The organism is Pseudohongiella sp. O18 (genome assembly GCF_021729085.1).
Lineage (GTDB): Bacteria > Pseudomonadota > Gammaproteobacteria > Pseudomonadales > Pseudohongiellaceae > Pseudohongiella.
Genome location: NZ_JAJSAR010000001.1, coordinates 1,529,925 through 1,556,073, shown reverse-complemented (window position 1 = coordinate 1,556,073; position 26,149 = coordinate 1,529,925). Strand labels below are relative to the sequence as shown.

Sequence of the window (26,149 nt, the reverse complement as noted above, 5' to 3'; positions counted from 1 at the left end):
CACCGAGCCCTGTTAAGGCTCGGCAGATTCATCGGGCGCGTTCCTGGCGTGATAGTCATCCTGGGCGTGGTCAAGGGATACCGGGTTCAGGTAATGAGGCTCGTCAATACCCTCTGCCCGCATCGCAATTCCCGTCAGACAGGCCTTTACAATGGCTGCGCTGTGCAGTGCCGTTGTGTAGGCCGGGTCAAGTGCGGGGGCCACTTCAACCAGATCGAAACCGATTACCTGGTCTTCCGCACACAGGCGACGGATGATCGGTATCGACTCACGCGGTGTCATACCTCCTGCAACTGGCGTGCCAGTACCGGCGATATAGGAGGGATCGAGCACATCCACATCGAAGGAAATATATAGATAGCGGCCATCACCTTTGGCTTCAGCCAGCACACGCTCCAGGACGTAGTCCCAGCCATAACGCTCAACCTCAGCCATAGAGTGGTATTTAAAGCCCTCTTCACGCATCCAGCGGTAGATGCGCTCATTTGGGCTGCCCGATCTAAGGCCCACCTGAATGTAGTCCGCACCGGTGATCAGATCCTCACGCAGCAGTCGATAGATAGGCTGACCGTGTGAGATATAGTGAGGACTGTCGCGGCCAACGTCGTAGTGTGCATCAAAATGGATCACTCCGACGTTTCCCTTGCCATAAACATCCACCATGGCCGCAACGTTGGGGTATTCCAGGGAGTGGTCACCACCAATGATGAACGGAATGGCGCCGGTACTGGCAATTTCTCTGACCACTTCGCGCACATGCTGCATGCTGCGCTCGGTACTGTCGTTGTCGATGGCAATATCGCCATAGTCGACGATATTCAGCACGGAACTGGCATTGACCTGGGTATATTGATCGTTACCGGCCATGCCGCCGCGCAGGCGCAGGGCCAATGGTCCATGGTCGGCGTCACGCCAACCAGATCCCATGTTCAGTGGTGCACCCACGATGGCGATGTCCACATCACCCGCGACCAGATCCTCTGGCGTCAGGGCTACCGGGGCGCCGGCAAAGGTTGGAATGCCACCATTACCCCCCATGTAACGGCCCAGACTGATGGGACCATCCTCACGCTCAGGGTCGAAACTGCGGGGACGTCTGACTGTCCAGGCATTGAAATCGGGTGAGTCAGTATTCAAAGGAATAAACGCCTCATCCACACCTTCCTGAAAGGGGCGCTGTTCCCGAACCCACATCATTGCCTGAACGTAGGCCTTCACTTCATCCGGGCTGCGTTTTTCCAGCGCTTCAAACAGCTCCTCCGGAGTCTCCGCATAAGAACGGGTCATCGACGGATCCGACAGAAAAGCCATCTCTTCCTCAGTCAGCGGCGCCAGTCGGTCGGCGAGATTACTGGGAAACTCAATCGACTCCGGCTCTTCCTCGGCTTCCTCTGAAGACTGTGCATGGCCTGACTGCCATGAAAGCAAAGCGGACAGACATAGTGCCGACAGCAGCATGGTCCGACAGGAAAAACGCGTTTTTGTTAATTCAAAGTTCATACTGAATACCTGTCAATGTTGAAACACGTTTGGCGATTCTTCCTGTAATTGCAATCAGTCCTGACCATGATCCACCGCTATTGGATCCAGGTAGTTTTCCTCGGTCAGCCCACTTTTTCGCATCGCCACACCCGTCAGACAGGCGTTCAACATGGCATTGGCATTCATGGCGCTGACATAGCTGAAGTCCAGCATCGGGGCCAGGTCCATGAGTTCAAATCCGGCGATCTGAGTTTCCGCGCACAAACGGCGCAGCAAAGGCTGAAGTTCGCGCACCGTCAGACCACCAGGAACTGCGCGACCAATGCCAGAAACTGCTGAGGGATCAAATATGCTGACATCAAATGAAATGTAAACTGGATTGCCAGAGTCTTTTGCCTCGTCTATGACACGATTCATGACCGAGTCCCAGCCGCGAAGCTCGATTTCCGCCATGGTGTGATATTTGACACCTTGCTCTCGCATCCACATAAAGGCTTCGCGCGTGGGTTGCGGTCCGCGCAGCCCCACCTGAATCAGGTTTTCACCACTGATAATCTGTTCGTCCATCAGACGATAGACAGCATCACGATCTGACAGGCGGTGTGCGCGAGTCGGCTCGGCGTTGTAGTGCGCACCGAGATGAACAACAGTCAGTTCCTCATCGCCCATGGCAGTCTTGACAGCCTTCACCGTCGGATACATCACGGAATGGTCACCGCCAACCAGGAACGGGACAGCACCTGTCTCAGCCAGAAGTGTGACCTGCTCGGTGATATGACCAATGCTGCGCTCCACACTCATGCGGTCGACGTTAAAGTCACCATAATCGACAATATTGAGCACTGCCATAGGATCAATCAGGGCATGCACGTTGGAGTCGGCTATGCCACTCATCGCGCGCAGTGTTTCGGGACCGTTGCGCGCATCGCGTGAGCCACTGCTCATACTTTGCGGAATACCGGAGATGGCAATATCAACTTTGCCAGCAACCAGGTCTGCAGGCGTAATAGCGACTGGCGCACCAGCAAAAGTGGGAATACCACCCCACTGGTGAATATAACGCGAGACACTGAAGGGACCCGGAGTACGGCGTCGCTCCCACAAGGCTTCAGGACGAACAATCTTCCAGCTGTTGAATCCGCTTGCTTCAGGGTTAAGTGGAATCTGCCCCATGTCGCGCTCGGGGTCGTAGGCAAATTCATCAAGCGCCTGCATCATATCGGACACATAAAGTGCAATTTGCTCTGGCGTGCGGCTGTCCAGCTCCTGCATCAGTTTCTCGCGAGACGCGACAATCCGCAGCGGTTCGGTCCCGCGTAAAAAGCTGCGCTGTTCGGGTGTCAAAAGCGCCAGTTTATCGGTCACACTTTCCGGCATCGCCACCGCGTCGGGCGTCGGCTCCGACGATGACAACATCACCGAACTGGAGCTGGAAGTTGTGCTGGCACAGGCTCCAAGGAACAGACACATACTTGTAGAGACCATCGCCACGTACTTCATTTTTGAGCACTTCATTGTTGATTCTCCTCGTGGTAATCGTCCTGGGCGTGATCCAGCGATACAGGGTTAAGATAATGTGGTTCTGTCAATTCAAGTCGTCGCATCGCCACGCCGGTCAGGCAGGCTTTGGCAATAGCAGCACTGTGAAGGGTTGTAACGTAGGTCGGATCCAGCTCGGGTGCGACTTCAACCAGGTCGAACCCCACCACATTGGATTCCGCACAAAGGCGACGCACGATAGGTATCGCCTCTCGTGGTTTAATTCCGCCAGACACCGGTGTTCCGGTTGCCGAGGTATAGGAAGGATCCAGTACGTCAACATCGAATGAGATATAGAGTTTGCGTCCGTCACCCTTGGCTTCTGCCAGTACGCGCTCCAGTACATAGTCCCATCCATACTTTTCCACTTCGGCCATAGTGTGGTACTTGAAACCTTCTTCGCGCATCCAGCGGAAAATGCTTTCATTTGGACTATTCGCACGCAGTCCAACCTGTATATAGTCAGCGCCAGTAATGAGTCCTTCATTCAGCAATCGATAAATGGGTGCCCCGTGGTCAATCAGGTGGGCACGATCCCGGCCGACATCGTAATGCGCATCAAAGTGAATAACGCCCAGATTGCCGACACCAAAGACATCCACAAGTGCTGCCACGTTGGGATACTCCAGAGAATGGTCACCACCAATAATGAATGGAATGGCACCGGTCTCAACAATTTCCCGCACCACTTCACGTACATGTTCCATGCTGCGCTCGGTGCTGTCGTTATCGATGGCAATGTCTCCGTAATCGACGATGTTCAACACCGATCCCGCGTTAACCTGTGTGTACTGGTCATTGCCACTCATACGACCCATCGTTCGCAGCGCCAGTGGTCCGTGCTGCGCGCCGCGCCAACCGGATCCCATATTTAGCGGCGCACCCACAAAGGCCACGTCTACTTCACCGGCGATAAGATCTTCTGGCGTTAGTGCAACAGGCGCACCAGCGAATGTCGGAATACCTCCGTTACCACGCATGTAGCGCCCGAGGCTGATGGGGCCTGGTTCACGTTCTGGGTCAAAACTGCGGGGACGCCTGACTTTCCAGGCATTGAATTCTGGTGTATCCGTATTCAAGGGAATATGGTCCAGATCCTGACCTTCCTGAAAACCACGCTGATCCCGCACCCACATCATGGCCTCAACATAAGCCTTGACCTCGTCTGCAGAACGTTTTTCGATCTGCTCTACTAGCTGATCAAGATCTTCGGCGTAGGAGCGAGTATTTCGGGGGGTGCGGAGAAACTCGAGTTCCTCGTCGCTAAGCAGACCCAGGCGACTGTCCAGCGAGGCGGGGAACTCTACCAGCTCGGGATGATCAGACTCTTCTTCTGTCTGTGCCGTGGCAAACTGGCCCAACAGAAGTGCGCTGCTGAGAGTTACCTGGAGTAACAGGCGCATGTGCCTGCCAATATTTGTTTGATTGTTTTTTGTTGTCATCTTTTTTCCTTGCTTTATATCCGCAGCCGACTGCGCTGAGGCTGGTAAGCCGGAAACTACTTGCCCGCCTCAGCCAACTCACCAATAAACAGGAGAGTTGACAGCGGCGGGCAGTAGCACCAGGAGAGGCTCTATCAGAGTGCGACGTTAATACCCAGGAAGTAGGAGCGGCCAACCGGGCTCACTGGATAGGCACGTTCAGTTATGAACGGTTTTTCATCGGTAATGTTGCTGATACCACCATAGAAACGCACGGTATCATTGAACTGGTAGTTACCCGACAGGTTGTGTGAGTAGAACTCGTCAGTGAAAATGCCTTCACCGTAGTTCTGGACTGCAGTCTCAATTGGGCCTGTCAGCGCCATCTCGCTCAGATACTGTGATCGCAGACTGATACTCCAGTTGTCGCGACCAACGGTGGCAGACAACTGTCCAGCATATTCTGGCGAACGCATCTCCAACAGGTCTTCGTCAACGACAGCTTCTTCGCCCGGGTTGGTGGGCTCGACGAAGTCAAGCTTCAGCTGCTTGGTCACGTTAGTGCTCAAGGAGATGTTGTAGTCAGCCAGCTGAAAGCGGTATGACAGGTTCAAGTCAACACCTTCTGCCAACGCTTCACCAAAGTTCAGCTGGGTTTGACGAAGGAAGACAAAACCGCCGGACTGTGCTGATGTTGAAGTGCTGTTACGCTGAATCAATTCACAGAACGGGTTGTTGATTGATGCCGCGTCGTAGCAGCTGTTCACAATGTTCTGAGAAGAAATCTCGGCAATCGCCTCCTCAATTTCGATGTTCCAGTAATCCATGCTCATCGTGAAGCCTTCCAGGAATCGCGGCTGGAATACAAAACCAACCGTCTCCGTGGTAGCAATTTCCGGCTTCAGGTTTGGGTTACCCCCGACGACACCCGGGAATCCGGCTGACAGCGGGTCTACGAAAATGTAGTTCCCGTTGGCATCGAAGATTTTTGACTGCTGTACACCATTGGCGGTCAGATCGGCCACACAGTTAGCCTGTCGCAGGGCCGGATTCGGGCCACTGGCAATCTGCGATGCATCACAGGGATCATTGGGACGGAAGCTTTGTCCCTGCTCTGGCGAATACAGTTCGAACAGGTTAGGTACCCGTACCGCTTCGCTGTAATTGGCGCGGATACGGAAGTCCATGACGGGCGCCCAGACACCGCCAACACTGTAAGTATCGTTGCTACCAAAGGTCGAATAGTCAGCACGACGGAAAGCCGCATCAACTGTCAGTGTCTCTGCCAGGGGCAGACCGGCCAGAATGGGCAGTTCTGCTTCCACAAACATATCCCATACATCATACTTGGCACTGGTATTCAGCAGCCGGTTACCGGGTGAGCTGCCCAGGCTCTTTGCGGCACTGACGTCACCTACCCAGTCTCCCGGACTGAAGCTGGTGCCCTGCGGCGTTACACCGCTGACCTGGATAATGCCCTGATCGTAGCTGTCGAAGGACTGTGAGCTTTTCTCTTCGCGCCATTCACCACCGGCTGCAAATGAAACAGGACCACCCTGCAGAGAGAACCAGTTGGCACTGGAACCGCTTACAAAACCCATTACGACCGACTGCTCAATACTCTCTTCAACGGTACGTGTGTAAGAGAAAAAGTCGATGGCTTCCTGGCTGATTGAGCCTTTGCCGCCCCAAATATTGGCTGGCTGGCACTGGCCGTCACCAGGTGCGAAGGTGAAGAACGGCGACACTGCACGTCCACCCAGGTAGGCGGGGAAGTTAAATGGTGTGGTACGCGGGTAGGCAGTCGGGTCGAGATCCGAACGACAAACCGGCTGACCTGTTGCCGGGTCAGTTGTCACGTCGATGGCCGCAAAGAAGCGGTCAGTAATCGGCGTAAACGGAGACTCCATAGTGCGCTCAAACTTACCGTAGTTGGCAGAGACTTCGTAATCCAGACCCAGATCGTCGAAGCTGCCGCGCAGACCGGTTACCAGACGGTAGGTAGTACGCTCGTTGTAGGACTCATTGTGCCCCCAGTCGTCGGAGTCACGTGAAATGTAAAGTCCGCCCGGGCCAACGAAGCCCACGCCTGGATTAGTGGCAAATGGCGCCAGCTGTGCAGGCAGGAAGGGGTTATCCGGCGCACCATACAACAAGTCGGTTGCCTGGTTTCCGCCGCCACCGAAAGTCACATCATGACGAACGTACTTGGTCTCGACAAACGCTGTTGTGGTTGGCGTAAGATCATAGTTGGCGTTCAGGTTAACAGCCCACTTGGTATCCTCAGGTATAACAAACGGGCGGTTCGGCGCGATGTAAGATCCGGCCGCACCAAACTGGTTGAAGTTACCTGCCACCAGACCGTCCTGATACGTATTCAGGCTGCCATCCTCACCAATAATCCAGCAACCACCGGCTGCGCCAAATGAAGCTGTGCCGTCCAGGCTCGAGTTGTAACCGGTGAAGCTGTCCAGACAGTCACCAGTGCCGTTTCCGTCCAGGTCAGGTTCCTGACCCAGACCTATTGTGGTACCAAAGTCACCCAGTGCTACCACACCGTAAGGGGAAGTGATGTTAAAGGTACGACCAGGCAGCAGTGCACGTGGTGACGCCGAGTTAATGCGGTCCAGGAGAGCCTGTTCAGCTGAGGTCAAAGTAGGTTGCGCACCAAAGGCTGAGTTGTAGCTATTGCCAAAAGCTGTTGCTGTCGGAATACGTGCGCCGAATGGATATCGGCCAGTGTTGTCAAAATTGTAGTAGCGCGCCAGGTTAGGCATTGTGCTGGGGTCAATGTCACCCTTCTGGAATCGCAGCAGCGGATTGACATCGCCCGTTGCGCGGCCTCCGTTGGCAAGGAAATCACGATCGCCAGCTCGCAGACCTGCGGAATAATCGTGCTGCAATGACAGATTCACGTTACCGCGATTGGCATCGAAGTTGCGCCCCAGCAGCGCGCGTATGCTGTTAGTCTCCGCATCGCCTTCGCCAGACATGCCTGTTCTGAAGTCGATGTCTACACCTTCAAAATCGTCCTTAAGTACAAAGTTGACAACACCAGTCACCGCATCCGCACCGTATACGGCAGACGCGCCGCCGGTCAGTACTTCTACACGCTCAATCAACGCCGATGGAATTGTTGATACATCAACAGAAGAGGTACCTTCGATACCAGACACGTGACGCCGTCCGTTAACCAGCGTGAGAGTACGCTGGGAGCCCAGGCCGCGCAGGTTGAGCGCGCTACCACCAACGTTACTGGCACGGCCCACGTTCTGCGCAGAGTTGCCGATTGATGCTGTACTGGTAACTGAAGACAGCAGAGCCGGGTTCTCATTCAACACTTCGCCAATGTCGATACTAGCCGAACTGGTGAGATCATCGGCGCTGATCACAGACAGGGGCTGCGGAGAGGTTGCGTTATCCATTCTCTGAATACGGCTGCCTGTAACGACCAGCTCTTCAATCTGCGGCGCCTCTTGTGCGTAGAGTGATGGCACGGTAGTCGCACTCATCAGCAACGCGATCGCAGTGTGAAGTCGCTGACGTCTTACAGTAGTAGTTGTTTTCTTCATATCTTTCATTAGCCTCATTACAATCAGTAATTGATACGCTCCCTGCCAGGACGTGATCAGAGTCAATTCAAATCATCGAACGAGGTTTAGCAAGTTGCGTACCAGCTAATGAGTCATGATAAATATCAAAGGCTTATGGTTCAGAAAGAGTGCGCGAGAAAAACAGCGTGCTTCAAAAAGAGGCAACGCGGATATGCGAAGCCACTTTATTGTGCATTGAATTATGTTTTTATGTTATTAAACAATAACTTAGGCGAGATACGAGCAGTTATATTATTTCATTTCTACGTTCATTGGTTAACTAGCTTTTTTACTTATACGTCAACTAAAAAGGTGTGCGTTTAACTTAGAAATTACAGTTTATTAGGCCTATGACGTAGATGATTCCAGCGACTACGTCATTCGACGTACCGACGTGATGACGTATAAAAATCGCAGGTGTCCCTTTTATTATCGACACCACGGATAGACCACTTTAATTAAATAAAGTTCTTGCAGAATTTCTGGAAGTTATCGGCGCAGCACCATCAACCATCTGCCAATATTGACGACACTGGCCAGAGCTCCAGCAAAGTATGTAAGGGCGGCTGCTTTCAGTACCTGCCGCGCACTGCGAATCTGGGAGTCATCCAGATATTCTCCCTCTACCAGTATGGGTAAAGCCTTGTTAAAACTGGCATCCCACTCCTCGGGTAGCACGATCAGGTAGGCCATTGCGCCTGCCAGTTGCAGCAACACACTCAGCCCGATGACAGTCCCGATGGCGATTGGCGAACGCAGCACCAAAGCGGCGACCGGTACCGACCACATCAAGGCGATGCCCATCTTGTTGAGCCGCGCCGCCATGGGCATGTATTTGCTTCTCAGTTCAAAGATGGACTCGCGGCGATGAAACTGAATTGCGTGTCCGACTTCGTGAGCGGCTACAGCCACAGCCGTAACGGATCGACCGTGGAAGTTGCTCGGGCCAAGGCGAACGATTTGCGCCTGCGGGTCAAAATGATCCCGCCCCTCATCGGTCTCTTCCACCCCGATACCGGTCAGCGCAAAGCGTTGAATCAGATGCTGTGCAAGCTCTCCTCCAGTGCCTGGCATATCGGGAACTTCCCGATGATGTTTACGCATAACCTGCTTGACCCATAGCTGGGGTGCAAACACCAGCGCAGCCAGGAACAGACCCAGTATTGCCAGAACCATGCAGTAAATTCCTCACAAGGGCTTGAATTGTGCAATTAATCTAATGATAATGATTCTCATTAACATAGCCAGCCGCATCGACACGAAGCCAGCCAACGGTTAACCAGGACATTTATCGGTCCATATCAGACAAGAGAGGTTAGCATGACAGGATATTACATTTACGCCAGCATCAATGACGGCAAACCCAGTCTGCAGGTGGTTGACGCCGATTCTCAGGAAACCTGCCTGGACTGGGCCGGTCACGAAGTAAGCAATAGCCCGGATACTTCCGAGATTTCTGATCAGGATCTGCAGGAGCTGTTTCGCCGATTGTTACTGGTAACCTGCCGGCAAAAGCTCAAGGCACGGGTAAAGCAGGCCAAGACCCGCAGGGCACAGCATTGATGGCTGTACACCACGGGCCCGGCAGTTGGTGACGCCGTCAAAAGCCGCGCAGGGAAGCGTAGCGGTCGCGGTGATAGCTCGCATCCCCCAGGGTCTGCTGAGCCACCCGTGCGCGTTTGATAAAGAAACCAATATCAAACTCGTCGGTCATACCGATGCCGCCGTGCATCTGGATACCCTCATTGCTGACGAGCTCGTAGACCTCGGATAGTTTGGCTTTACACATACTCGCCAGTGCAGGGATATCCTCCGCATCATCTCCACGGTCAAGCTCTAGCAGGGCCTTGCGCACGAGCGATCTGCACAGCTCTATCTCGGAGTACATGATCGCTGCCCGGTGTTGCAAAGCCTGAAAGGCACCAATCTGCACACCAAACTGTGTACGCTGCTGCAGGTAGTCAACGATGCGCTCAAACACCTCCTGCACACCACCCAGCATCTCTGCAGCCAGGCCAATTCGGCCGATGTCCAGTGTGCGCTCCAGCGCAGCTCTGCCCTGACCCTCTGCGCCCATCAAGGCGTCAGCCGGCACTTTCACATTGTCAAACCTGACATTGCCAGCATTGCGATTGTCGACCATGTTCAGCTGTTGCACCGAAATACCCGGCGTCGCCGCATCGACTACAAACAGGCTGATGCCGTCCTCTGAGTCTGTCGGATCACTGCTTCTGGCCACCACGACAAAGTGTTCGGCCACATGTGCATCCAGGACAAACACCTTGTGACCGTTGAGAGTATATCCGTCAGCGGTTTTTTCAGCGCCAAGAGCGATATTCGACGGTCTGTGAAGAGCCCCCTCCTCAAGTGCGAAGGCAAGGACAGCTTCACCCGCGGCGACCTTCGGCAGCAATTCACCCTTCTGTGCATCTGAGCCTGCCAGGTTGATGGCCGTCGCGCATAGAAGCACAGTTGACACCAGTGGCGTCGGCACCAGGGTGCGCCCTGTTTCCTCAAGCACAATGCCCAGCCCTGAATAACCGAACTCAAAACCACCGTAGGCCTCCGGAATGGCCATACCGGCCCAGCCCAGACCCACCATGGCCTGCCACAGCTCGTCTGAAAAACCGCGCGGGTCTTTCTCGTCGCGCAATTTTCGTAATACCGCGACAGTTGCTTTCTCGCGACAAAAATCACGCGCTGATTCCTGAAGCATTAGCTGATCTTCGTTGAGTACCAATGACATGTAAAAGTCCTCCCTTACTTTTTGTTACTGGCGACCATGGAGGTCATGTCTGGCAGGCCCAATACCCGCTTGGCAATCACATTCAGCTGTACCTCATAGGTGCCTCCTTCAATTGAATTGCCTTTCGAGCGCAGCCATTGTCTGGTGGTATCCAGCTCTCGTGCACTGAAGTCACTGCCGTCTTCGGTTAGTGACTCCCAGCCCAGCGCCTGGGTGCCTGCTGCTTTCAGCGCCAGCTCATAACGCCGCTTGTTCAGTTCACAGCCGTAATTCTTCAGCATTGACGACGTCGCATTCGGCCCCTTGCTCTGTTTGGCTTCCTGCGCCGAGCGCTGCGAGGTCAGTGAGAATGCCTCACTGTCTATCATGAACTGGGCGATCTGGTCGCGCAGGGCGGGATCGGACAGTTTGCCGGTATCACCCCGATACGACATGGCTGTCTGCGCCAGTGAGTCAGCCAGACCGCCACGGTTGTTGCGACCACTGCTAAGCCCGAAGCCGGAAATCATGGTGCGCTCATGCTGGAGCAGACGCTTGGCTATGGTCCAGCCGTCATTGAGGCGACCGACGACATTGCCAGCCGGCACGCGCACATTGTCAAAGAAGGTCTCGCAGAATACCGAGTTGCCACTGATCAGCTTGATGGGTTTGGTGGTCACGCCCGGTGAGGCCATATCAAACAGAATAAAACTGATACCACTGTGCTTGGGCGCTTCGAAATCAGTGCGCACCAGACAGAATATCCAGTCAGCCTTATCAGCATAGGAGGTCCAGATCTTGGAGCCATTAATCACGTATTCGTCGCCGTCCAGGATAGCCTTGGTGCCCAGTCCGGCCAGGTCCGAACCGGCACCCGGCTCGCTGTATCCCTGACACCAGCGGATCTCACCGCGGACGATTTTGGGAATATGCTCCAGCTTCTGCTCGTGGGTGGCCATTTCCAGCAGCACCGGTCCCAACATGCTGATGCCAAAGCTCACCAACGGTGGTCGCGCCTTGATGCGCTGCATCTCTTCCGCCAGCACCATCGATTCAGCCTTGCTCAGGCCACCACCACCGTACTCGGCCGGCCAGGTCGGCGTGGTCCAGCCTTTGTCCGCCATTCGGTCCAGCCAGACTTTGCTGTCCGGATTCTTGAATTCGGCATTGCGCCCACCCCAGACCACCTCATCTTCGGGCATGGGCGTGCGCATAGACGCCGGACAGTTTTCTTCCAGCCAGGCACGGGTTTCCGCGCGGAATGATTCCAGATCCTGCAAGGGGCACCTCCTTGGTAAGTGTCTTTTTACATGCCCAGAGTGTACCAAGGAGAAGGTGTTAAATCAGCAGAATCTATGTCTGCCGAGCTACTAATTCATGGATTTAATAGGCGCATCGATCGGGCTGTCCGTCTGATCAATCTGTCGCTCTATAACAGGAGAGGTGCCGATGAACTATGCTGATGATAATCTGTCCATTGAATGACAATAACAACAAGGAGAGACTCAGGATGTCGAACGTTATCAGCGTCCCTGCAGAGATAAGGACTGGCGAAAATCGGGTAGCACTGGTCCCGGAAATAGCCAAAAAATTGATCGCTGCCGGAACTACCATTCAAGTTCAGACACTGGCTGGTGAGCATGCCGGCTTCAGCGATGAGGACTATACCGCTGCAGGTGCAAGTATATGTCCGGACGATTCGCTACTCGGTACAGCTGATGTCGTTTTAACTGTAAACCCTCTGACCGAGACCCAGCTTCAAAAACTGCGCGATGGCAGCATAATGATTGGATATCAGAACCCATGGTCAGATACGCAGCGGTTCAAGCTGCTTCGGGACAAGAAGATCAGCGCCATTTCAATGGAACTGATCCCCCGCATCTCCCGTGCCCAGGCAATGGACTCGTTGTCATCTCAGGCCTCAATCGCCGGTTACAAGAGCGTCCTGATGGCAGCCTCATTGTCTGGCAAGTTTTTCCCCATGCTGACCACCGCAGCGGGTACTGTGCGTCCATCCAAAGTACTGGTCATTGGTGCCGGCGTGGCCGGCCTGCAGGCAATTGCCACGGCACGCCGACTGGGCGCCATGGTCGAAGCCTATGACGTACGCGCTGCCGTCAAGGAACAGGTTGAATCACTGGGTGCAAGATTTGTTGATATCGACATCAAGGCTGAAGGCAGCGGCGGCTATGCCCGGGAACTGACCGAGGAAGAAAAGCAAAAACAGCAGGAGATCCTCGCCCGCCACGTTGCGGCATCGGATGTCGTTATCTGTACTGCCGCCCTTCCCGGCCGCGCCTCGCCCCGCATTATTCCCACAGACATGGTCAACAACATGAAAGGCGGCGCGGTGATTGTGGATCTGGCCGCAGAGGGTGGTGGTAATTGCGAACTCACCCGACCGGGTGAGACCGTGATGCATAACCGCGTGACCATTTATGGACCGATTAACGTGCCATCAACTGTACCCAACCATGCCAGTGAATTGTACGCAAAAAACCTGTTCAATCTGCTCGGCCTGATCATCAAAGAGGACTCGCTCCAGATAGATCTGGACGATCAGATCCTCAAAGACAGCCTGATCACTCACGCTGGCGACATCATCAACGATGCAGTGCAAGAGCGACTGCAGGCAAGCACTAACTAGGGGGAGAACAACATGATCGAAGGACTCGCAGCGATTTACATCTTTCTACTGGCCGGCTTTACCGGATTCGAAATCATCAGCCGTGTGCCGGTGATTCTTCACACCCCGTTGATGTCGGGCTCCAATTTCGTTCACGGCATTGTCCTTGTAGGCGCGATGATCGCGCTTGGCATTGCAGAAACCACATCGCAACAGGTCATAGGCTTTATAGCAGTGTTACTTGCTGCCGGCAACGCGGTTGGCGGCTATGTGGTGACTGAGCGCATGCTGGAAATGTTCAAGAGCACAAACAAGCAGGGAGACAAAAAATAAATGGAACTTATTATTCAGATCAGCTACCTGCTGGCAGCCATCATGTTCATTCTCGGGCTCAAGCAGATGAGTTCGCCAGTCACCGCCCGGCGCGGCATTCACTGGGCCGGCGCGGGTATGGTGGTCGCTACACTTGTCACCTTTGCCGCAGAAGAGATCACCGGCAATGAACAGGCATCCACCAATGTCATTCTGATCATAATCGCGATTGCACTGGGCGGAGGTTATGCCTGGTACACGGGAAAGCGCGTGGCGATGACTGACATGCCACAGATGATCGCCATGTACAACGGCATGGGTGGCGGTGCCGCTGCCGCAATTGCAGCAGTGGAACTGCTAAAGGCCCAGGCTGCAGTAAGCGGAGGTTACGCCAGCAGCGTGCCGGATTACCTGGGCGCCGATGTGACGATCCTGGCGATTCTTGGCGCCATCATTGGCACCATTGCTTTTTCTGGCAGCATCATCGCCTGGGCCAAACTGGATGGTCGTTTGAACAGCAATCGTCTGCTGCCACAGCAGCAGTTGATCAATCTGATACTGGCCATCGTGCTGGTGGCTGTGGCGGTCAGTGTTTACACAAACGGCAGCCTCAATCTGATCATTGCCTTCTTTGCGATAGCACTGGTGCTGGGAATCTTTATCACGGTGCCGGTTGGCGGCGCAGACATGCCAGTGATCATTTCCCTGTTCAACGCCCTGACGGGGCTTGCGGTCGGCTTCGAGGGTTATGTGCTGGGCAATGCGGCAATGATCATCGCCGGCACGGTGGTCGGCTCAGCCGGCACCCTGCTGACTCACCTGATGGCCAAAGCCATGAACCGTTCGGTCTCGAATGTGTTTTTCAGTGGCTTTGGAACAGGCCATTCCGCTCAGGCGTCTGGGGACGAAGACGGTGGCACTCAAAAAGAAGTGCAGGCACAGGATGCCGGCATCATGATGGCTTATGCCAGTCAGGTGATCATTGTGCCGGGTTACGGCATGGCAGTTGCGCAGGCGCAGCACAAGATCTGGGAACTGACTCAGCTGTTAACTGACAAGGGCGTAAAAGTGAAGTTTGCCATTCACCCGGTCGCAGGACGCATGCCAGGCCATATGAACGTGTTATTGGCTGAAGCGGGTGTTCCCTACGATCTGATCTACGACATGGAGGACATCAACGCCGATTTCGCCAATACCACAGTAACGCTGGTAATTGGCGCCAATGACGTGGTCAATCCAGCCGCCAAAAAAGATCCCAACAGCCCCCTGTTTGGCATGCCAACTCTGCATGCTGAGTTGTCTGAGAATGTCATTGTTGTTAAACGCGGTCGTGGCACTGGCTTTTCGGGTGTCGAAAACCCGCTGTTTGTTGCGGAGAACACCCGTATGCTGTTTGGTGACGGACAGAAAGTGGCTAATGAACTGATCGTGGCGGTCAAGGAACTGTCGTAAGCACCCCAGAGCCCATAGGGCTCTGGGAATTATAGGGGGCGCGAACAAGTTTGACGCGCCTCTCTACTGAACCAGATCGGCCTTCTCAACTGCGAACTTGAATTCACCCAGGTGTCGGAGGGTCACATTAAAGGTCTCGGCGCCCACACGCACCAGCGGAAGAATCAGCTTGTTGTTGCCGCCATCAAAAAATGACGGCACGGCGTCGGGGTTGTCGCTGGTGTTCTCTGCGGCGCTGGCCAGGAAGAAATTCAGATTACCGGTATGCTTCAGAGTGACTGAGTAGTTCACTTTATCCACATACACCTTGGGAATGGTCACCAGATCTGCAACCGGGTCGTAGACGTTGATATCTGCCCGCACCTCCGCCAGCGAATCAACTACTGTGATGCCCGTTACATTGTCACTGATGAAGCTGAACAGCGCCGGTATCTTTGCATAGACACCAGGTGATCCCGGTGTTCCACAATTCGCTGTCTCACTGCCGCCAAAACTGCTCAAGCCAATCTGCAGCGCACCCTGATTACCATTCAGCTTAACGAACAATGGTCCTCCGCTGTCTCCCTGGCAGGTGTCTGATGTGTCGATATCGGCAAAGCTGCCGGCACAGAACATGTTAGATGTGATCAAACCCTCGTGGGCTGCTTCACACACCGGTGTCGTAACAGTAATTACCTGCGTCTGCAGCAGATCGTCGGAAGGACTCGTTCCGTCACCCACTGTCGCGCCCCAACCGGCAACGATGGTGGGGATGTGGGCCGGCAACGCACCGGTGAAAAGTTTTACCGGTGTCAGATTGACCGGGGAGGCCAGCTCCACCAGCGCAATATCGAAGTCATTGGCGTTCGGGCTGGTCTCTGCGTCGGGGTTATAGCTCGGATGAATGATGACGCGACTGGCGGAGCGCACGACGGCGCCACTGCTCACGTTATTGATGTTGTCCGAGTTAAGAGTGACTGTCACCAGCGATGCCGGATCGTCTGCCAGGGCATCACCCGCTGTGTTCAAAAAACAGTGTGCTGCAGAGAGTATCCAGCCGGGCGCTATCAGGCTTCCGCCGCAACCACCACCATTCTCACTGTCCTTGCCACCCTGAATAAACAGGCTGGCCATCCATGGATAGGATGATGTCGAGGCAGGCTTGCCATTAATGATTCTTGTTTGTGTTTGTGCATGGGTGCCATTCAAGAGCATGACCGAGCAACAGAACGCCAATGCTGTCAGGCTTATTTTTTTCATGATTCCTTCCTTATTAATAGCGAATTGGGCACATCAGTAGTACCAGGCGGTAGGGCGAGTCTGATGAATACAAGGGTCATAGTCCTAGATGAGGACCATCAGGTCAAGAAGCGGCCGAATCCTGAGGCACTCTGGCCTGCCTGCAACCGGCTCCTGACGTCTCGGGCTATGGAATAGATCCGCGTCCCCGTCCGTTAACGTATCGAGACTAACAGACGCTATGCACACTGGAGGCATAACAATGAGTACACGAAAAATCAGCCAACTGATGCTTTTAACTGGCGTTACTTTCCTGCTGGTTGCCTGCGCGTCGCAGCCTGCCTACCGCGCTGCCGAGAATGGCGGCTATGGATATTCGCACCGCGAACTGTCACAGGACCAGTATCGCGTTCAGTTCCGAGGCCGCGGCGACGATGCCGGCCGCGCGATGGATTATGCCATGCTGCGCGCCAGCGAATTGACCCTGGAAAAGGGCTATGACTGGTTTGACGTCGCCAGTCGCGACACGCTGGTCAACAACCAGCAGTCCGAGCCATCCGTTTCCGTATCTGCCTCAAGCGCCCGGTACGCAACCGTTCAGGATTGTGGTCTGTTAACCTGTACAACCTATCAGCGCCCTGTGCCACAGTATGGAGCTGGTGTGACAACCATGGGAGACTCACGCAGTACCGTCGAGGTCATCATGGAAATCCGCATGGGCAACGGTGAGCGTCCGAGCGGCCAAAACACCTATGATGCCCAGGAACTGTATTCCAGACTGAAACCCGAAGTCTGATCAGACTATTACTGCGGCTACCACATTCAGTGTCAGCCTCTTGAAATCCTGAGGACAGACCTTATCTGTCCAATTGGATAAACAACGAGGTTGATACCCATGAACAGTCGCATCATCACACTGATGGCTGCCGGACTGGGTCTTTGCCTGACGCTTACCGCCTGGCTGGCCTGGTCCAATTGGCAGCTGCAACAACAACTTGACAACATGAGCAGTGTCCAGCGCGATACGTCGTCATCCTCTGAGCCGGGCTGGCTGCGTCGTCTGGAAACGCAGGACATCCCCCAAAATCCTCCTCTGACTCAGTCGGCGCCTATGACCGGCTGGGACCCGTTTGCTGAAATGAACCGCATGCAGCAGCAGATTGATCGCTGGATGCAAGGCGCCACCCTCGGTTTTGGCCAGGCACAACGTGGCAGCCTGTTCTCTGCCACAACTGCGCAGCCGGATATCCGTATCGAGGAAGACACAGAGGCATACCGGGTCCGTATCACGGTACCTGAAGGAAGCGAGCTGGAGTTGAACACAGAAGTTGATGACCAGCGCCTGACCGTCAGTGGCGCTATCAGCTCTAAAGTCAACGAAACCGCTAACGGATCAACTCAGCGCTTTTTCAGCAGCAGTCAGTTCTCCAGGCAATTTACGCTGAATCGGCCCGTTGACAGTCTGGGCATGAGCAAAGAGGCAACGGACAACGAGGTTATCATCACCCTGCCCAAGGTATGAACCAATCTCCAGTGCACTGCCTGTTATGCTGCAGACAAGTTATGCAGCCAGCGCAGAGCGGTCTCGCGGCGATAATTAAATCTCGCCGCGTCTGGCTGCCTGAATAATATTGTCCGCGGCCCTGAAGGCCAGTGCCATGATGGTCATGGTGGGTTGACCGCGTCCGGAAGTTACCAGACTACTGCCATCTACCATATAGAGGTTAGGCACATCGTGGGCGCGATGGTATCGATCGATAACAGAGTTGGTTGGGTCATCGCCCATGCGACAGGTACCCAGCAAATGTACGCTGCCGTTCTGACCGTTCTGGGCGTAATAACCGGTTTGTTTTATGGCTCCGGCCGCTGACATCAACTCTGAGCATCTGTCATGGAAAAACTTCATGGTCGCGATGTCATCCGGATGATCCATGTAGGTGCAGCGCAGCGCCGGTCTTCCCCACTTGTCTTTCAGGGTCGGATCCAGGCTGACGTTATTACTGGACAGGGGAAGCGAGGTCGTGTGCCCGTTAAACGCAGCAGTGTGTGTAAATTCCTGACTCAGATGGCGCTTGAATTCACTTCCCCAGCTGGGACCGTCGAAAAGGCTGCCCCGCAGCGCGAGCCCCATTGGCATGCCACGGGAGGGATGCCGACCATCAATACCACCACCACCATAAAAACCCATGGTCTGGTCTATCTCATAATAATCATGAACAACACGGGTTGTAGGCACGCTCTTGTAGGCATTCACCGGGTGCTCAAACAGACCGACCACGGAGCAATGGGCATTGAACATCAGGTTTTTGCCGACCATACCGCTACTGTTGGCCAGGCCATCCGGAAATTGACTGTTGGCAGAGAGCAGCAGCAGACGCGGCGTTTCCGCCCCATTGGCACAAAGCACGACCGCTTTGGCACGTTGTGCCTGTTCTGTACCATCAGCATCCCAGTAGACCACCTCCCGCACGCGGCCGCTGTCATCGGTATCTATTCGCGCTGCCGTGCAGCCGGTGCGCAACTCGCAATTTCCGGAAGCCAGCGCCTGCGGAATCATGGCAATCATGGTGGAAGATTTGGCGTTCATCTCACACCCATACCCATTACAGAAGCCACAGTGCGTGCAGGCTGGACGCCCATTGTGTGGTTGGGAAAGAATGGCCACGGGGGCAGGATAGGCAGTCAGCCCCAGCTGACGTGCAGCGCGCTCCAACAGAACATCAGACCCCTTCACAGGCATGGGAGGGCAGGGATAATCGCGCGACCGGGGCGGATCCCATGGCCCCTGGAGCCCTGACACGCCAATTTCCCAGTCTACCCGGGAGTAATACGGCTCGAGTTCCTCGTAACTGATCGGCCAGTCGGTGAAATTGGTTCCGGCGATAGTGCCTTTGACACTTGCCTCCATAAAATCAATGGGTCGCAGGCGCCAGAAGTTGCCCGAATAATGCACACTGCTACCACCCACGTTGTGTGCGTAACTCAGGGCACGTTCGACGGGCTGCGCTTCTTCGTTTTCGGTTTTCCTGAACGTCTGAGGGTGGCCCTGCCTTACGCTCCAGGTAAGTTCACTATTGATATCATAAGCCCATTCATCGTGACGAAAATCGCCAGCCTGCAAATGCGGGCCCTGCTCCAGCACCACGACAGAAAAGCCTGCCGTACTGAGTTCTCTGGCCATGATACCGCCGGCCGCGCCAGAGCCAATAATGACAAAATCAACGTCCGTACGGGTGTCGAAATGCGGCAGGGAGTTGTTCGCTTCAGCCATGACCTACTCCCCCCTCGCGGCGTAATCCGCGTCGTAATAACCGAAAGGCGGCTGCCAGAAATGTCGGCTTTCAAAGCCGATCATACGGTAGCCGGGCAGGTCCGCACTGCCACCATACTCTGGCAGCGCGAACATACCGGCAACGGTGAGGAAGCGCATGGTGCCAAAAAACTGGGTTGATTCAATGCGTGTCAGCAACTCATCCTGTTGGCTGCTATCGAGGCTGGCAAACGTGGGTGTATTAAAACTCTGTTGGACCATAGCCTGTAGTTCCAGCAGCCCTACCCGAAGCAATGCAAGCTCATCATCGCGCCCATCGCCCAGCACATGATCCATAAAATGGATCACCCCGGCCTCATTGGCACCTGGCGTCTCGTCGCTGGGCAGGATGCGTGATGCAATGGCAGCCAGCTCACTGGCTTCATCGGAGTTGAGCGTTGAAAAAAGTGCTCCCTCTGCAGCCGACTGACGAGCACGTTCGCAGCCGCTTAGCACCATGGGCAGGGTCAGTACTATGCAGGATTGTTTTGCAAGTCGCGCAGTCAGGGCCAGCAACGCGCGGCGGGACATTGGGCCGTTCATGAGAAGTTCCTCTCTCGTAGCCTCATCGCGAAAACGCTATCCCGGCCAGCTGTTAACCGAACAGGATTTCAACTTGAGTCTAGCATGAACCGATAGAGATGCATCGAGGAATTGCTACGCTAAATGACATACGCGCGATGGACGTATATCTGCAGCAGAAGTGATTTCCGTAAAGTTACGTGCCACTCGTTCTACAACCAGGGCAGCTGGTACTGGACTATTCAGACTGTGTTGCGCTGGCGAACATGCCTCGCAACAAGCGTGGCAATCGACCGTCTATAAAAGTCAGCCCCAGAAAGATCACGGCCATACCCAGCAGGTGTGATGGGAGTATGGTCTCTCCCAGAAAAAGGGTACCCAGGATAATGGCAGAGATTGGCGCAATCAGCGTGGTCGTGGAGAAATTGGTTGCGCCAACCAGCGGCAACAAGCGGTACATGATCTGAAATGTAAACGCAGTGGAGATCAGACCAATCGCCAGCGCCGCGGCCCAGGAAGATGGCATCACCATCACAGGCAAACCATCCGCAGCCAAAGCCACAGGAATGGCTGCGACGGCTGACCCGGTTAAAGCTATGGACGTCAGTGCCGTGGGTTCGACATGCCGGAAGCTACGCACAATGTTCAAAGCCAGCGCATAACACAGGGTCGCCAACAGGCAGGCGCCGATTGCCCATACCCGCGAATTGCCGTCGGCCAGCAGTGCTGGAGACGCCAGAATCGCAACCCCGGAAAAACCAGCAACCACACCAACCGTTTTACTCCAGGTCATGCGTTCGCCATTAAGCCAGAAATGCGACACGATCACCGTCATGATAGGCGTCAGTGCGTTGATGATTGCCGCCACACCACTGGCCAACTGCGCCTGCGCTAACGGAAACAGGGCAAACGGAATGGCGTAGTTAAGCACGCCCAGCAATCCAAGCTTCAACCATAAAACCGGATCGCGCGGCACAGCCTTACGCATCGCCATCAGGAACAGCCAGCAGCCCAGCGCACCAATACCAACACGAAACGCTGTCACCCACAGCGGGCTCAACTCCCGAATCAGCAGTGCATTAAAAATAAATGAGCCGCCCCAGACCGCACCCAGAAATACGATCCAGAACCATTCCCGCAGGGTCATGGAGATTACTCTTAAGAAAATTTGCGCGCATTATGCGCGTTTTATCGGCGAGCGAACAGGTACAGTTTCAGGAAATATCCCGCGCACACAAACGACTGGCGGTGGTGATCTCTGCAGACAAACGTCGCCGGCAGTGTCGATAGGACACACTGCAGGCGACGTGAAAAACGAATCTTTTAACCTAATCCACAATCGCCTGATTTACGACATTGTGGAATCCTTCGCGGATGCGAATGTGGCTGTAAGGACGGATCTGGGTCAAAATGATTGCCACCAGCTCCTCCTCCGGATCAATCCAGAACAGAGTGCCGAATGCGCCGCCCCAGGACACCGAACCTTCGCTGTCAGACGTGTGGGCTTCTGCCCTGTCAAGCACAACGGAATAACCCAGCCCAAAGCCCATACCAGGACCACTCAACCACAATGGCAGGTCGCCAGTGTGATTGGCAAATATCAGTTCTACTGTTTTCTTGCCAAGCAATCTGACCCCATCCAGCTCACCGCCATTGAGCATCATCTGCTGGAAACGCACATAGTCATGCGCTGTAGATACCAGACCACCTGCACCTGAAAAGAAATTACGCGGCTCTGCGACATAGCGACTGTTGCTGTCGCCAACTTCGGTCAGCATCATACGGTTTTCATCGTCAGGATTGGGCCCGTAAAGTGTGGCAAAGCGATTGACCTTATCTGGCGGCAGGTAGAAGTAGGTATCACGCATCTGAAGCGGTTCAAAAATGCGTTCGCGGAAAAACGTATCCAGGTCCTGCCCCGAAATGACTTCCACAAGACGACCGACAACGCTGGTCGCAGCTGAATACTCCCAGCGCGTGCCTGGTTCGTAACGCAGTGGCAGAGTTGCCAGCCGCTCAGTCCAGCTGGCCAGGTCCTCGTCACCCATGACCTGGGACACACGGGAATATCGGGCTACGTCACCCCGGTAACTGTTCATCAGTCCGGCAGTGTGAGTCAGTATGTGGGTAAACGTGATTGGTGTTCTGGCCGGTTCAAGCCGCGTGTTGCCCGCCTCGTCCTCAACCTGCACCATCATGTCAGAGAATTCTGGCAGCCAGTCCGAGATAGGATCATCCAGCTGGAACCAGCCTTCTTCATAAAGCATCATCAAGGCGACGGAGGCGATCGGTTTGGTCATCGATGCCATGCGAAAAATGGTGTCCCTCGTCATCGGCTGATTGCGTTCAACATCCTTCATACCCTGCGCACTGAAATGCACAACACGCCCCTTGCGCGCGACCAGCGTTACTGTGCCGGCAACCATCTCATCGTCGATATAACGCTGGGTAAAGTCATCAATACGTTGCAGGCGTTCGGAGGACATGCCGACAGTTTCTGGCTCGGCCATGGGCAGTCCGGATTCGGGGGTTTGCGCGATTGCTGACAGGGGTGTCAGTAGCGCGGCCGTCAGGGCAAGACGGCGCAATTGTCTGGCAGCTGGCTTCATGGAGCTTCTCCTCTTCTGTGACCCGTTTTGGTATTTTGGTTTTCAGGGCAGAATTCGAGAATAGCGATCTTGACGGACAAATGCCAATCAAATCACAGAAATGCAAAAGCCCCGGACCGGATGTTCAAATCCTGACCGGGGCTTTTGCATTGCGTTCTTTTTTTTCAGCCGCGAAGCACTACACGACCCTGCACTTTACCCGCTTTGAGGTCAGCCAGCGCCTGTGTGGCCTGGTCCAGTGGGCGTTCCTCAATGCGGATAGGTGCAATTTTGCCAGCTCGAACCAGCTCCATCAGCTCACCCATTTCCTGCAGACTGCCAACGTAGGTACCCTGAATAATACGGGCGCTCATGGGTATAAACGGCAGTGGCATGTTCAACGCTCCACCATAAAGACCCACGATAATGATCTTGCCACCCTTACGAAGGCAGCCCAGACCAAAGTTGACTGATGCCTCCGCGCCAACAAAATCGATGGCCGCGTAGGCACCGCCGGCAGTCAGCTTTTTGATTTCCTTGCTTGCTGCACGATCACTGGAGTTAAACACCGCTTTCGCCCCGAGCTCTGCCGCAGCAGCCAGTTTCTGGTCGTCTATGTCGACCACTATTGGCTTGATGCCAATGGCAAGAGCGATCTGCAGCGCCATCATGCCGACACCACCAGCACCGATCAGCACAACCTCGTCGCCATCGGTCAGCGCACCGACCTTTCTCAGCGCGCTGTAGGCAGTCAGACCGGAGCACGCGTATGTCGATGCAAGCGAGTCAGAAACCTCACCTTTGTCGAACAGGTACCGCGGGTGAGGCACCACAACATACTCAGCAAAACCACCCTGATTGACAGTGCCCAGACCGCGGCCCGGTGTACATAAATGCTCTTCGCCGCGCCGGCAGCTGGCGCATTCACCACAACCGATCCAGGGATAAACCACGCGTCGATCACCGACAGCGACACCCTTCGCATCTGGCCCCACGGCAACTACTTCACCAAAGATTTCATGACCCAGCACCAGGCCGGATCTGCCCACGTCGAGCTTCTTGTCATTGCCCAGATTGAACTCACCGTCATGCAGGTGAATGTCTGAGTGACAGACACCGCAGGCCACCATCTTCACCAATACTTCACTGCCCTGCGGCTGTGGCGTATCGGACTCAACGCGTTGCAGCGGCGCGCCTGGCGCCGCAGTCTGGTAAGAAATCATGTGTGCTCCTGTCGTTGAGCTATGGATTGATCAGCCGTTGTCCTTTGCCCAGTCTGCGAATGTCTTACCTTCTTTGGCAAGCTTCTCCAGCAGCGGAGCCGGCTGCCAGTAGTCGGCTCCCAGCTTGTCGCGGAACTCACAAATACGATCGTAGACCTGCTTCAGGCCCACCTGATCGCCGTAGAACATCGGACCACCCTTGGCCACCGGGAAACCATAGCCATACAGGTAGACAACATCGATATCTCCGGGGCGCTGGGCGATACCCTCTTCGAGAATCAGCGCACCTTCGTTAATCAGCGGGAAGAACAGCCTGTCGACAATTTCTTCTTCGCTGATGTCACGCTGTTCGATACCCAGCTCTTTTGCTTTTTCCTTGATCAGCGCTTCTACTTCAGGGTCTGCCTGACGGGCTCGGGTCGCCGCGTCATATTTGTAATACCCGGCACCTGATTTCTGACCCAGACGATCCATTTCTACCAGCGCATCAGCGATGATGCAGGTCCGCGGATCTGGCTTGGTGCCCAATGCCTGACGCGCCTTGTAACCGATGTCCAGTCCTGCCAGATCGCCCACTGCCAGCGGACCCATCGCCATACCGAATTTCTCGGCGGCGGCATCCACCTGAGTAGGCGTAGCGCCGTCGAGCAACAGCATGTGCGCCTGACGACCGTAGCCCTGCAGCATACGGTTGCCAATAAAGCCGTAGCAGACACGTGACAGTGCACACACTTTACCAATGGTCTTGCCCAGTTTCATGACTGTTGCCAGCACATCATCCGCTGTCTTGTCACCACGCACCACCTCCAGCAGTTTCATGACATTGGCAGGGCTGAAGAAGTGCATGCCTACCACATCCTGCGGACGGCTGGTCGCCTCGGCGATCATGTTGACGTCCTGGTAGGAGGTATTGGTGGCAAGAATGGCGCCCTGCTTGCAGACCGCATCGAGTTTGCCAAACACTTCTTTTTTGATGTCCGGATTTTCAAATACCGCTTCGATGACCAGGTCGACGTTCTTGATATCGTCATAGCTGGTGGTTCCGTCGATCAGCTTCAGGCGTTTTTCCATGTCGGCTTCTGACATCTTGCCTTTCTGAACGGTGATGCTGTAGTTCTTGCGGATGATGCCGAGACCACGATCCAGTGCTTCCTGGTTCAGCTCAACCAGCGTCACAGGGATGCCGACGTTGGCAAAGCACATGGCGATACCACCACCCATGGTGCCGCTGCCAATGATAGCAACGTGCTTGACGTCACGGATTGGTGTGTCTTTGGGAAGGTCTTTAATCTTGGCAGCTTCACGCTCGGCAAAGAAAGCATGGCGCATGGCCTTTGACTGCGGTGAGCTGACAAGCTCTGAGAACAGTTTGCGCTCGACTTCCAGACCCTCGTCCATCGGCAGATTCACAGCCGCCTCAACGCAAGAGACGATGCGGTCCTGAGCAATTTGACCTCGCGCACGCTTGGCAACCTGCTTGCGGTAGGCGTCAAAGAAGCCAGGTTCAATGCTTGCCGGGTCAATCTTGATATCACGAATACGTTTCAGCAGTGCGCCTGAATCAGCCAGATCGCGTGCATAGGCAACTGCTTCTGATTTCAGGTCTTTTCCAGCCAACACTTCATCAATCAATCCCATGTCGCTTGCTTTTGCTGCAGCAACAGGATTGCCGGATGTAATCATTTCCAGGGCGGCCTTGACCCCAGCTATACGAGGAACGCGTTGTGTGCCACCTGCCCCCGGAAGAATGCCAAGTTTTACCTCAGGCAGCCCGACTTTGGCAGACGGGACCGCACAACGATAATGACAGGCCAGGGCCGTCTCAAAGCCACCACCCAGAGCTGTGCCATGAATGGCTGCGACAACCAGCTTTGAAGAATTTTCCAGTGCGCCCAGCACGGCTGGCAGTGATGGATCACGCGGTGGTTTGCCGAATTCGGTAATGTCCGCACCAGCGATAAAGGTACGACCCTCACACATAAGAACGATGGCATCAGTGTCATCTTTCTGTGCGGCGTTGACAGCATCCAGAATACCTTCGCGCACTGCCTGCGACAACGCATTGACGGGTGGGCTGTCGACCTTGATGACACCGATATTATTGACGATTTCGTAGCTGACTACACTAGACATAGCAA

20 protein-coding genes are annotated in these 26,149 nt (G+C 54.7%); 6 read left to right on the top strand and 14 right to left on the bottom strand.

The genetic code is table 11. The features are described from left to right. Window positions 1-12 precede the first annotated feature (12 nt). The 5 genes from LVD14_RS06850 to LVD14_RS06830 all read right to left on the bottom strand — a co-directional run bounded on the left by LVD14_RS06850 (window position 13) and on the right by LVD14_RS06830 (window position 9,211). Window positions 13-1,500 carry an agmatinase family protein gene (locus LVD14_RS06850; RefSeq protein WP_237133284.1) on the bottom strand — a complete coding sequence of 496 codons (1,488 nt, stop codon included), beginning with the start codon at window positions 1,498-1,500 and terminating at the stop codon, window positions 13-15. Between the two features lie 54 nt (window positions 1,501-1,554). Then, a complete protein-coding gene (locus LVD14_RS06845; protein WP_237133283.1) occupies window positions 1,555-2,997 on the bottom strand; it encodes an agmatinase family protein in 1,443 nt (480 codons plus the stop codon). Beyond that, window positions 2,994-4,463 carry an agmatinase family protein gene (locus LVD14_RS06840; RefSeq protein WP_237133282.1) on the bottom strand — a complete coding sequence of 490 codons (1,470 nt, stop codon included), beginning with the start codon at window positions 4,461-4,463 and terminating at the stop codon, window positions 2,994-2,996. The genes LVD14_RS06845 and LVD14_RS06840 overlap by 4 nt, the downstream gene beginning before the upstream one ends. A gap of 134 nt (window positions 4,464-4,597) precedes the next feature. Further along, entirely contained in the window at window positions 4,598-8,014 is a 3,417-nt protein-coding gene (locus tag LVD14_RS06835) for a TonB-dependent receptor domain-containing protein (protein ID WP_237133281.1), read from the bottom strand. A 510-nt stretch (window positions 8,015-8,524) separates the two neighbouring features. After that, a complete protein-coding gene (locus LVD14_RS06830; protein ID WP_237133280.1) occupies window positions 8,525-9,211 on the bottom strand; it encodes a zinc metallopeptidase in 687 nt (228 codons plus the stop codon). Between the two features lie 144 nt (window positions 9,212-9,355). Here LVD14_RS06830 and LVD14_RS06825 point away from each other — a divergent pair, with 144 nt between their 5' ends. After that, window positions 9,356-9,598, top strand: coding sequence for a hypothetical protein (locus tag LVD14_RS06825; RefSeq protein ID WP_237133279.1), 243 nt, complete (start codon window positions 9,356-9,358; stop codon window positions 9,596-9,598). Window positions 9,599-9,635: 37 nt separating this feature from the next. Here LVD14_RS06825 and LVD14_RS06820 read toward each other — a convergent pair whose 3' ends face one another. Continuing rightward, on the bottom strand, window positions 9,636-10,781 hold the full coding sequence (locus LVD14_RS06820; RefSeq protein WP_237133278.1) for an acyl-CoA dehydrogenase family protein: 1,146 nt from the start codon (window positions 10,779-10,781) through the stop codon (window positions 9,636-9,638). A 14-nt stretch (window positions 10,782-10,795) separates the two neighbouring features. Beyond that, entirely contained in the window at window positions 10,796-12,040 is a 1,245-nt protein-coding gene (locus tag LVD14_RS06815; RefSeq protein ID WP_237133277.1) for an acyl-CoA dehydrogenase family protein, read from the bottom strand. 230 nt (window positions 12,041-12,270) lie between these two features. Between LVD14_RS06815 and LVD14_RS06810 the strand changes: the two genes are divergently transcribed. From LVD14_RS06810 to LVD14_RS06800, 3 genes are read left to right on the top strand one after another with little or no spacing between them, the layout of a single operon-like run. Then, window positions 12,271-13,407: a Re/Si-specific NAD(P)(+) transhydrogenase subunit alpha gene (locus LVD14_RS06810; protein ID WP_237133276.1), complete on the top strand. Its 1,137-nt coding sequence runs from the start codon at window positions 12,271-12,273 to the stop codon at window positions 13,405-13,407. A gap of 12 nt (window positions 13,408-13,419) precedes the next feature. Further along, window positions 13,420-13,719: an NAD(P) transhydrogenase subunit alpha gene (locus LVD14_RS06805; protein ID WP_237133275.1), complete on the top strand. Its 300-nt coding sequence runs from the start codon at window positions 13,420-13,422 to the stop codon at window positions 13,717-13,719. Then, entirely contained in the window at window positions 13,720-15,150 is a 1,431-nt protein-coding gene (locus tag LVD14_RS06800) for an NAD(P)(+) transhydrogenase (Re/Si-specific) subunit beta (protein ID WP_237133274.1), read from the top strand. 63 nt (window positions 15,151-15,213) lie between these two features. Here the strand turns inward: LVD14_RS06800 and LVD14_RS06795 are convergent, their stop codons facing one another. Further along, on the bottom strand, window positions 15,214-16,389 hold the full coding sequence (locus tag LVD14_RS06795; RefSeq protein WP_237133273.1) for a S1 family peptidase: 1,176 nt from the start codon (window positions 16,387-16,389) through the stop codon (window positions 15,214-15,216). A gap of 241 nt (window positions 16,390-16,630) precedes the next feature. Here LVD14_RS06795 and LVD14_RS06790 point away from each other — a divergent pair, with 241 nt between their 5' ends. Beyond that, entirely contained in the window at window positions 16,631-17,164 is a 534-nt protein-coding gene (locus LVD14_RS06790; protein WP_237133272.1) for a CC0125/CC1285 family lipoprotein, read from the top strand. A gap of 99 nt (window positions 17,165-17,263) precedes the next feature. Continuing rightward, window positions 17,264-17,890, top strand: a complete 627-nt coding sequence (locus tag LVD14_RS06785; protein ID WP_237133271.1) for an Hsp20/alpha crystallin family protein — start codon at window positions 17,264-17,266, stop codon at window positions 17,888-17,890. A 75-nt stretch (window positions 17,891-17,965) separates the two neighbouring features. On the opposite strand, the gene LVD14_RS06780 is transcribed toward LVD14_RS06785, so the two are convergent. The 6 genes from LVD14_RS06780 to LVD14_RS06755 all read right to left on the bottom strand — a co-directional run bounded on the left by LVD14_RS06780 (window position 17,966) and on the right by LVD14_RS06755 (window position 26,144). Further along, window positions 17,966-19,639, bottom strand: coding sequence for a GMC family oxidoreductase (locus tag LVD14_RS06780; protein WP_237133270.1), 1,674 nt, complete (start codon window positions 19,637-19,639; stop codon window positions 17,966-17,968). Between the two features lie 3 nt (window positions 19,640-19,642). After that, entirely contained in the window at window positions 19,643-20,221 is a 579-nt protein-coding gene (locus LVD14_RS06775; RefSeq protein WP_237133269.1) for a gluconate 2-dehydrogenase subunit 3 family protein, read from the bottom strand. A 217-nt stretch (window positions 20,222-20,438) separates the two neighbouring features. Beyond that, on the bottom strand, window positions 20,439-21,347 hold the full coding sequence (locus tag LVD14_RS06770; protein ID WP_237133268.1) for a DMT family transporter: 909 nt from the start codon (window positions 21,345-21,347) through the stop codon (window positions 20,439-20,441). 181 nt (window positions 21,348-21,528) lie between these two features. Beyond that, window positions 21,529-22,809, bottom strand: a complete 1,281-nt coding sequence (locus LVD14_RS06765) for a serine hydrolase domain-containing protein (RefSeq protein WP_237133267.1) — start codon at window positions 22,807-22,809, stop codon at window positions 21,529-21,531. Between the two features lie 164 nt (window positions 22,810-22,973). Continuing rightward, a complete protein-coding gene (locus tag LVD14_RS06760) occupies window positions 22,974-24,011 on the bottom strand; it encodes an alcohol dehydrogenase (RefSeq protein ID WP_237133266.1) in 1,038 nt (345 codons plus the stop codon). 30 nt (window positions 24,012-24,041) lie between these two features. Further along, window positions 24,042-26,144, bottom strand: a complete 2,103-nt coding sequence (locus LVD14_RS06755; RefSeq protein ID WP_237133265.1) for a 3-hydroxyacyl-CoA dehydrogenase NAD-binding domain-containing protein — start codon at window positions 26,142-26,144, stop codon at window positions 24,042-24,044. Between the last annotated feature and the right edge of the window lie 5 nt (window positions 26,145-26,149).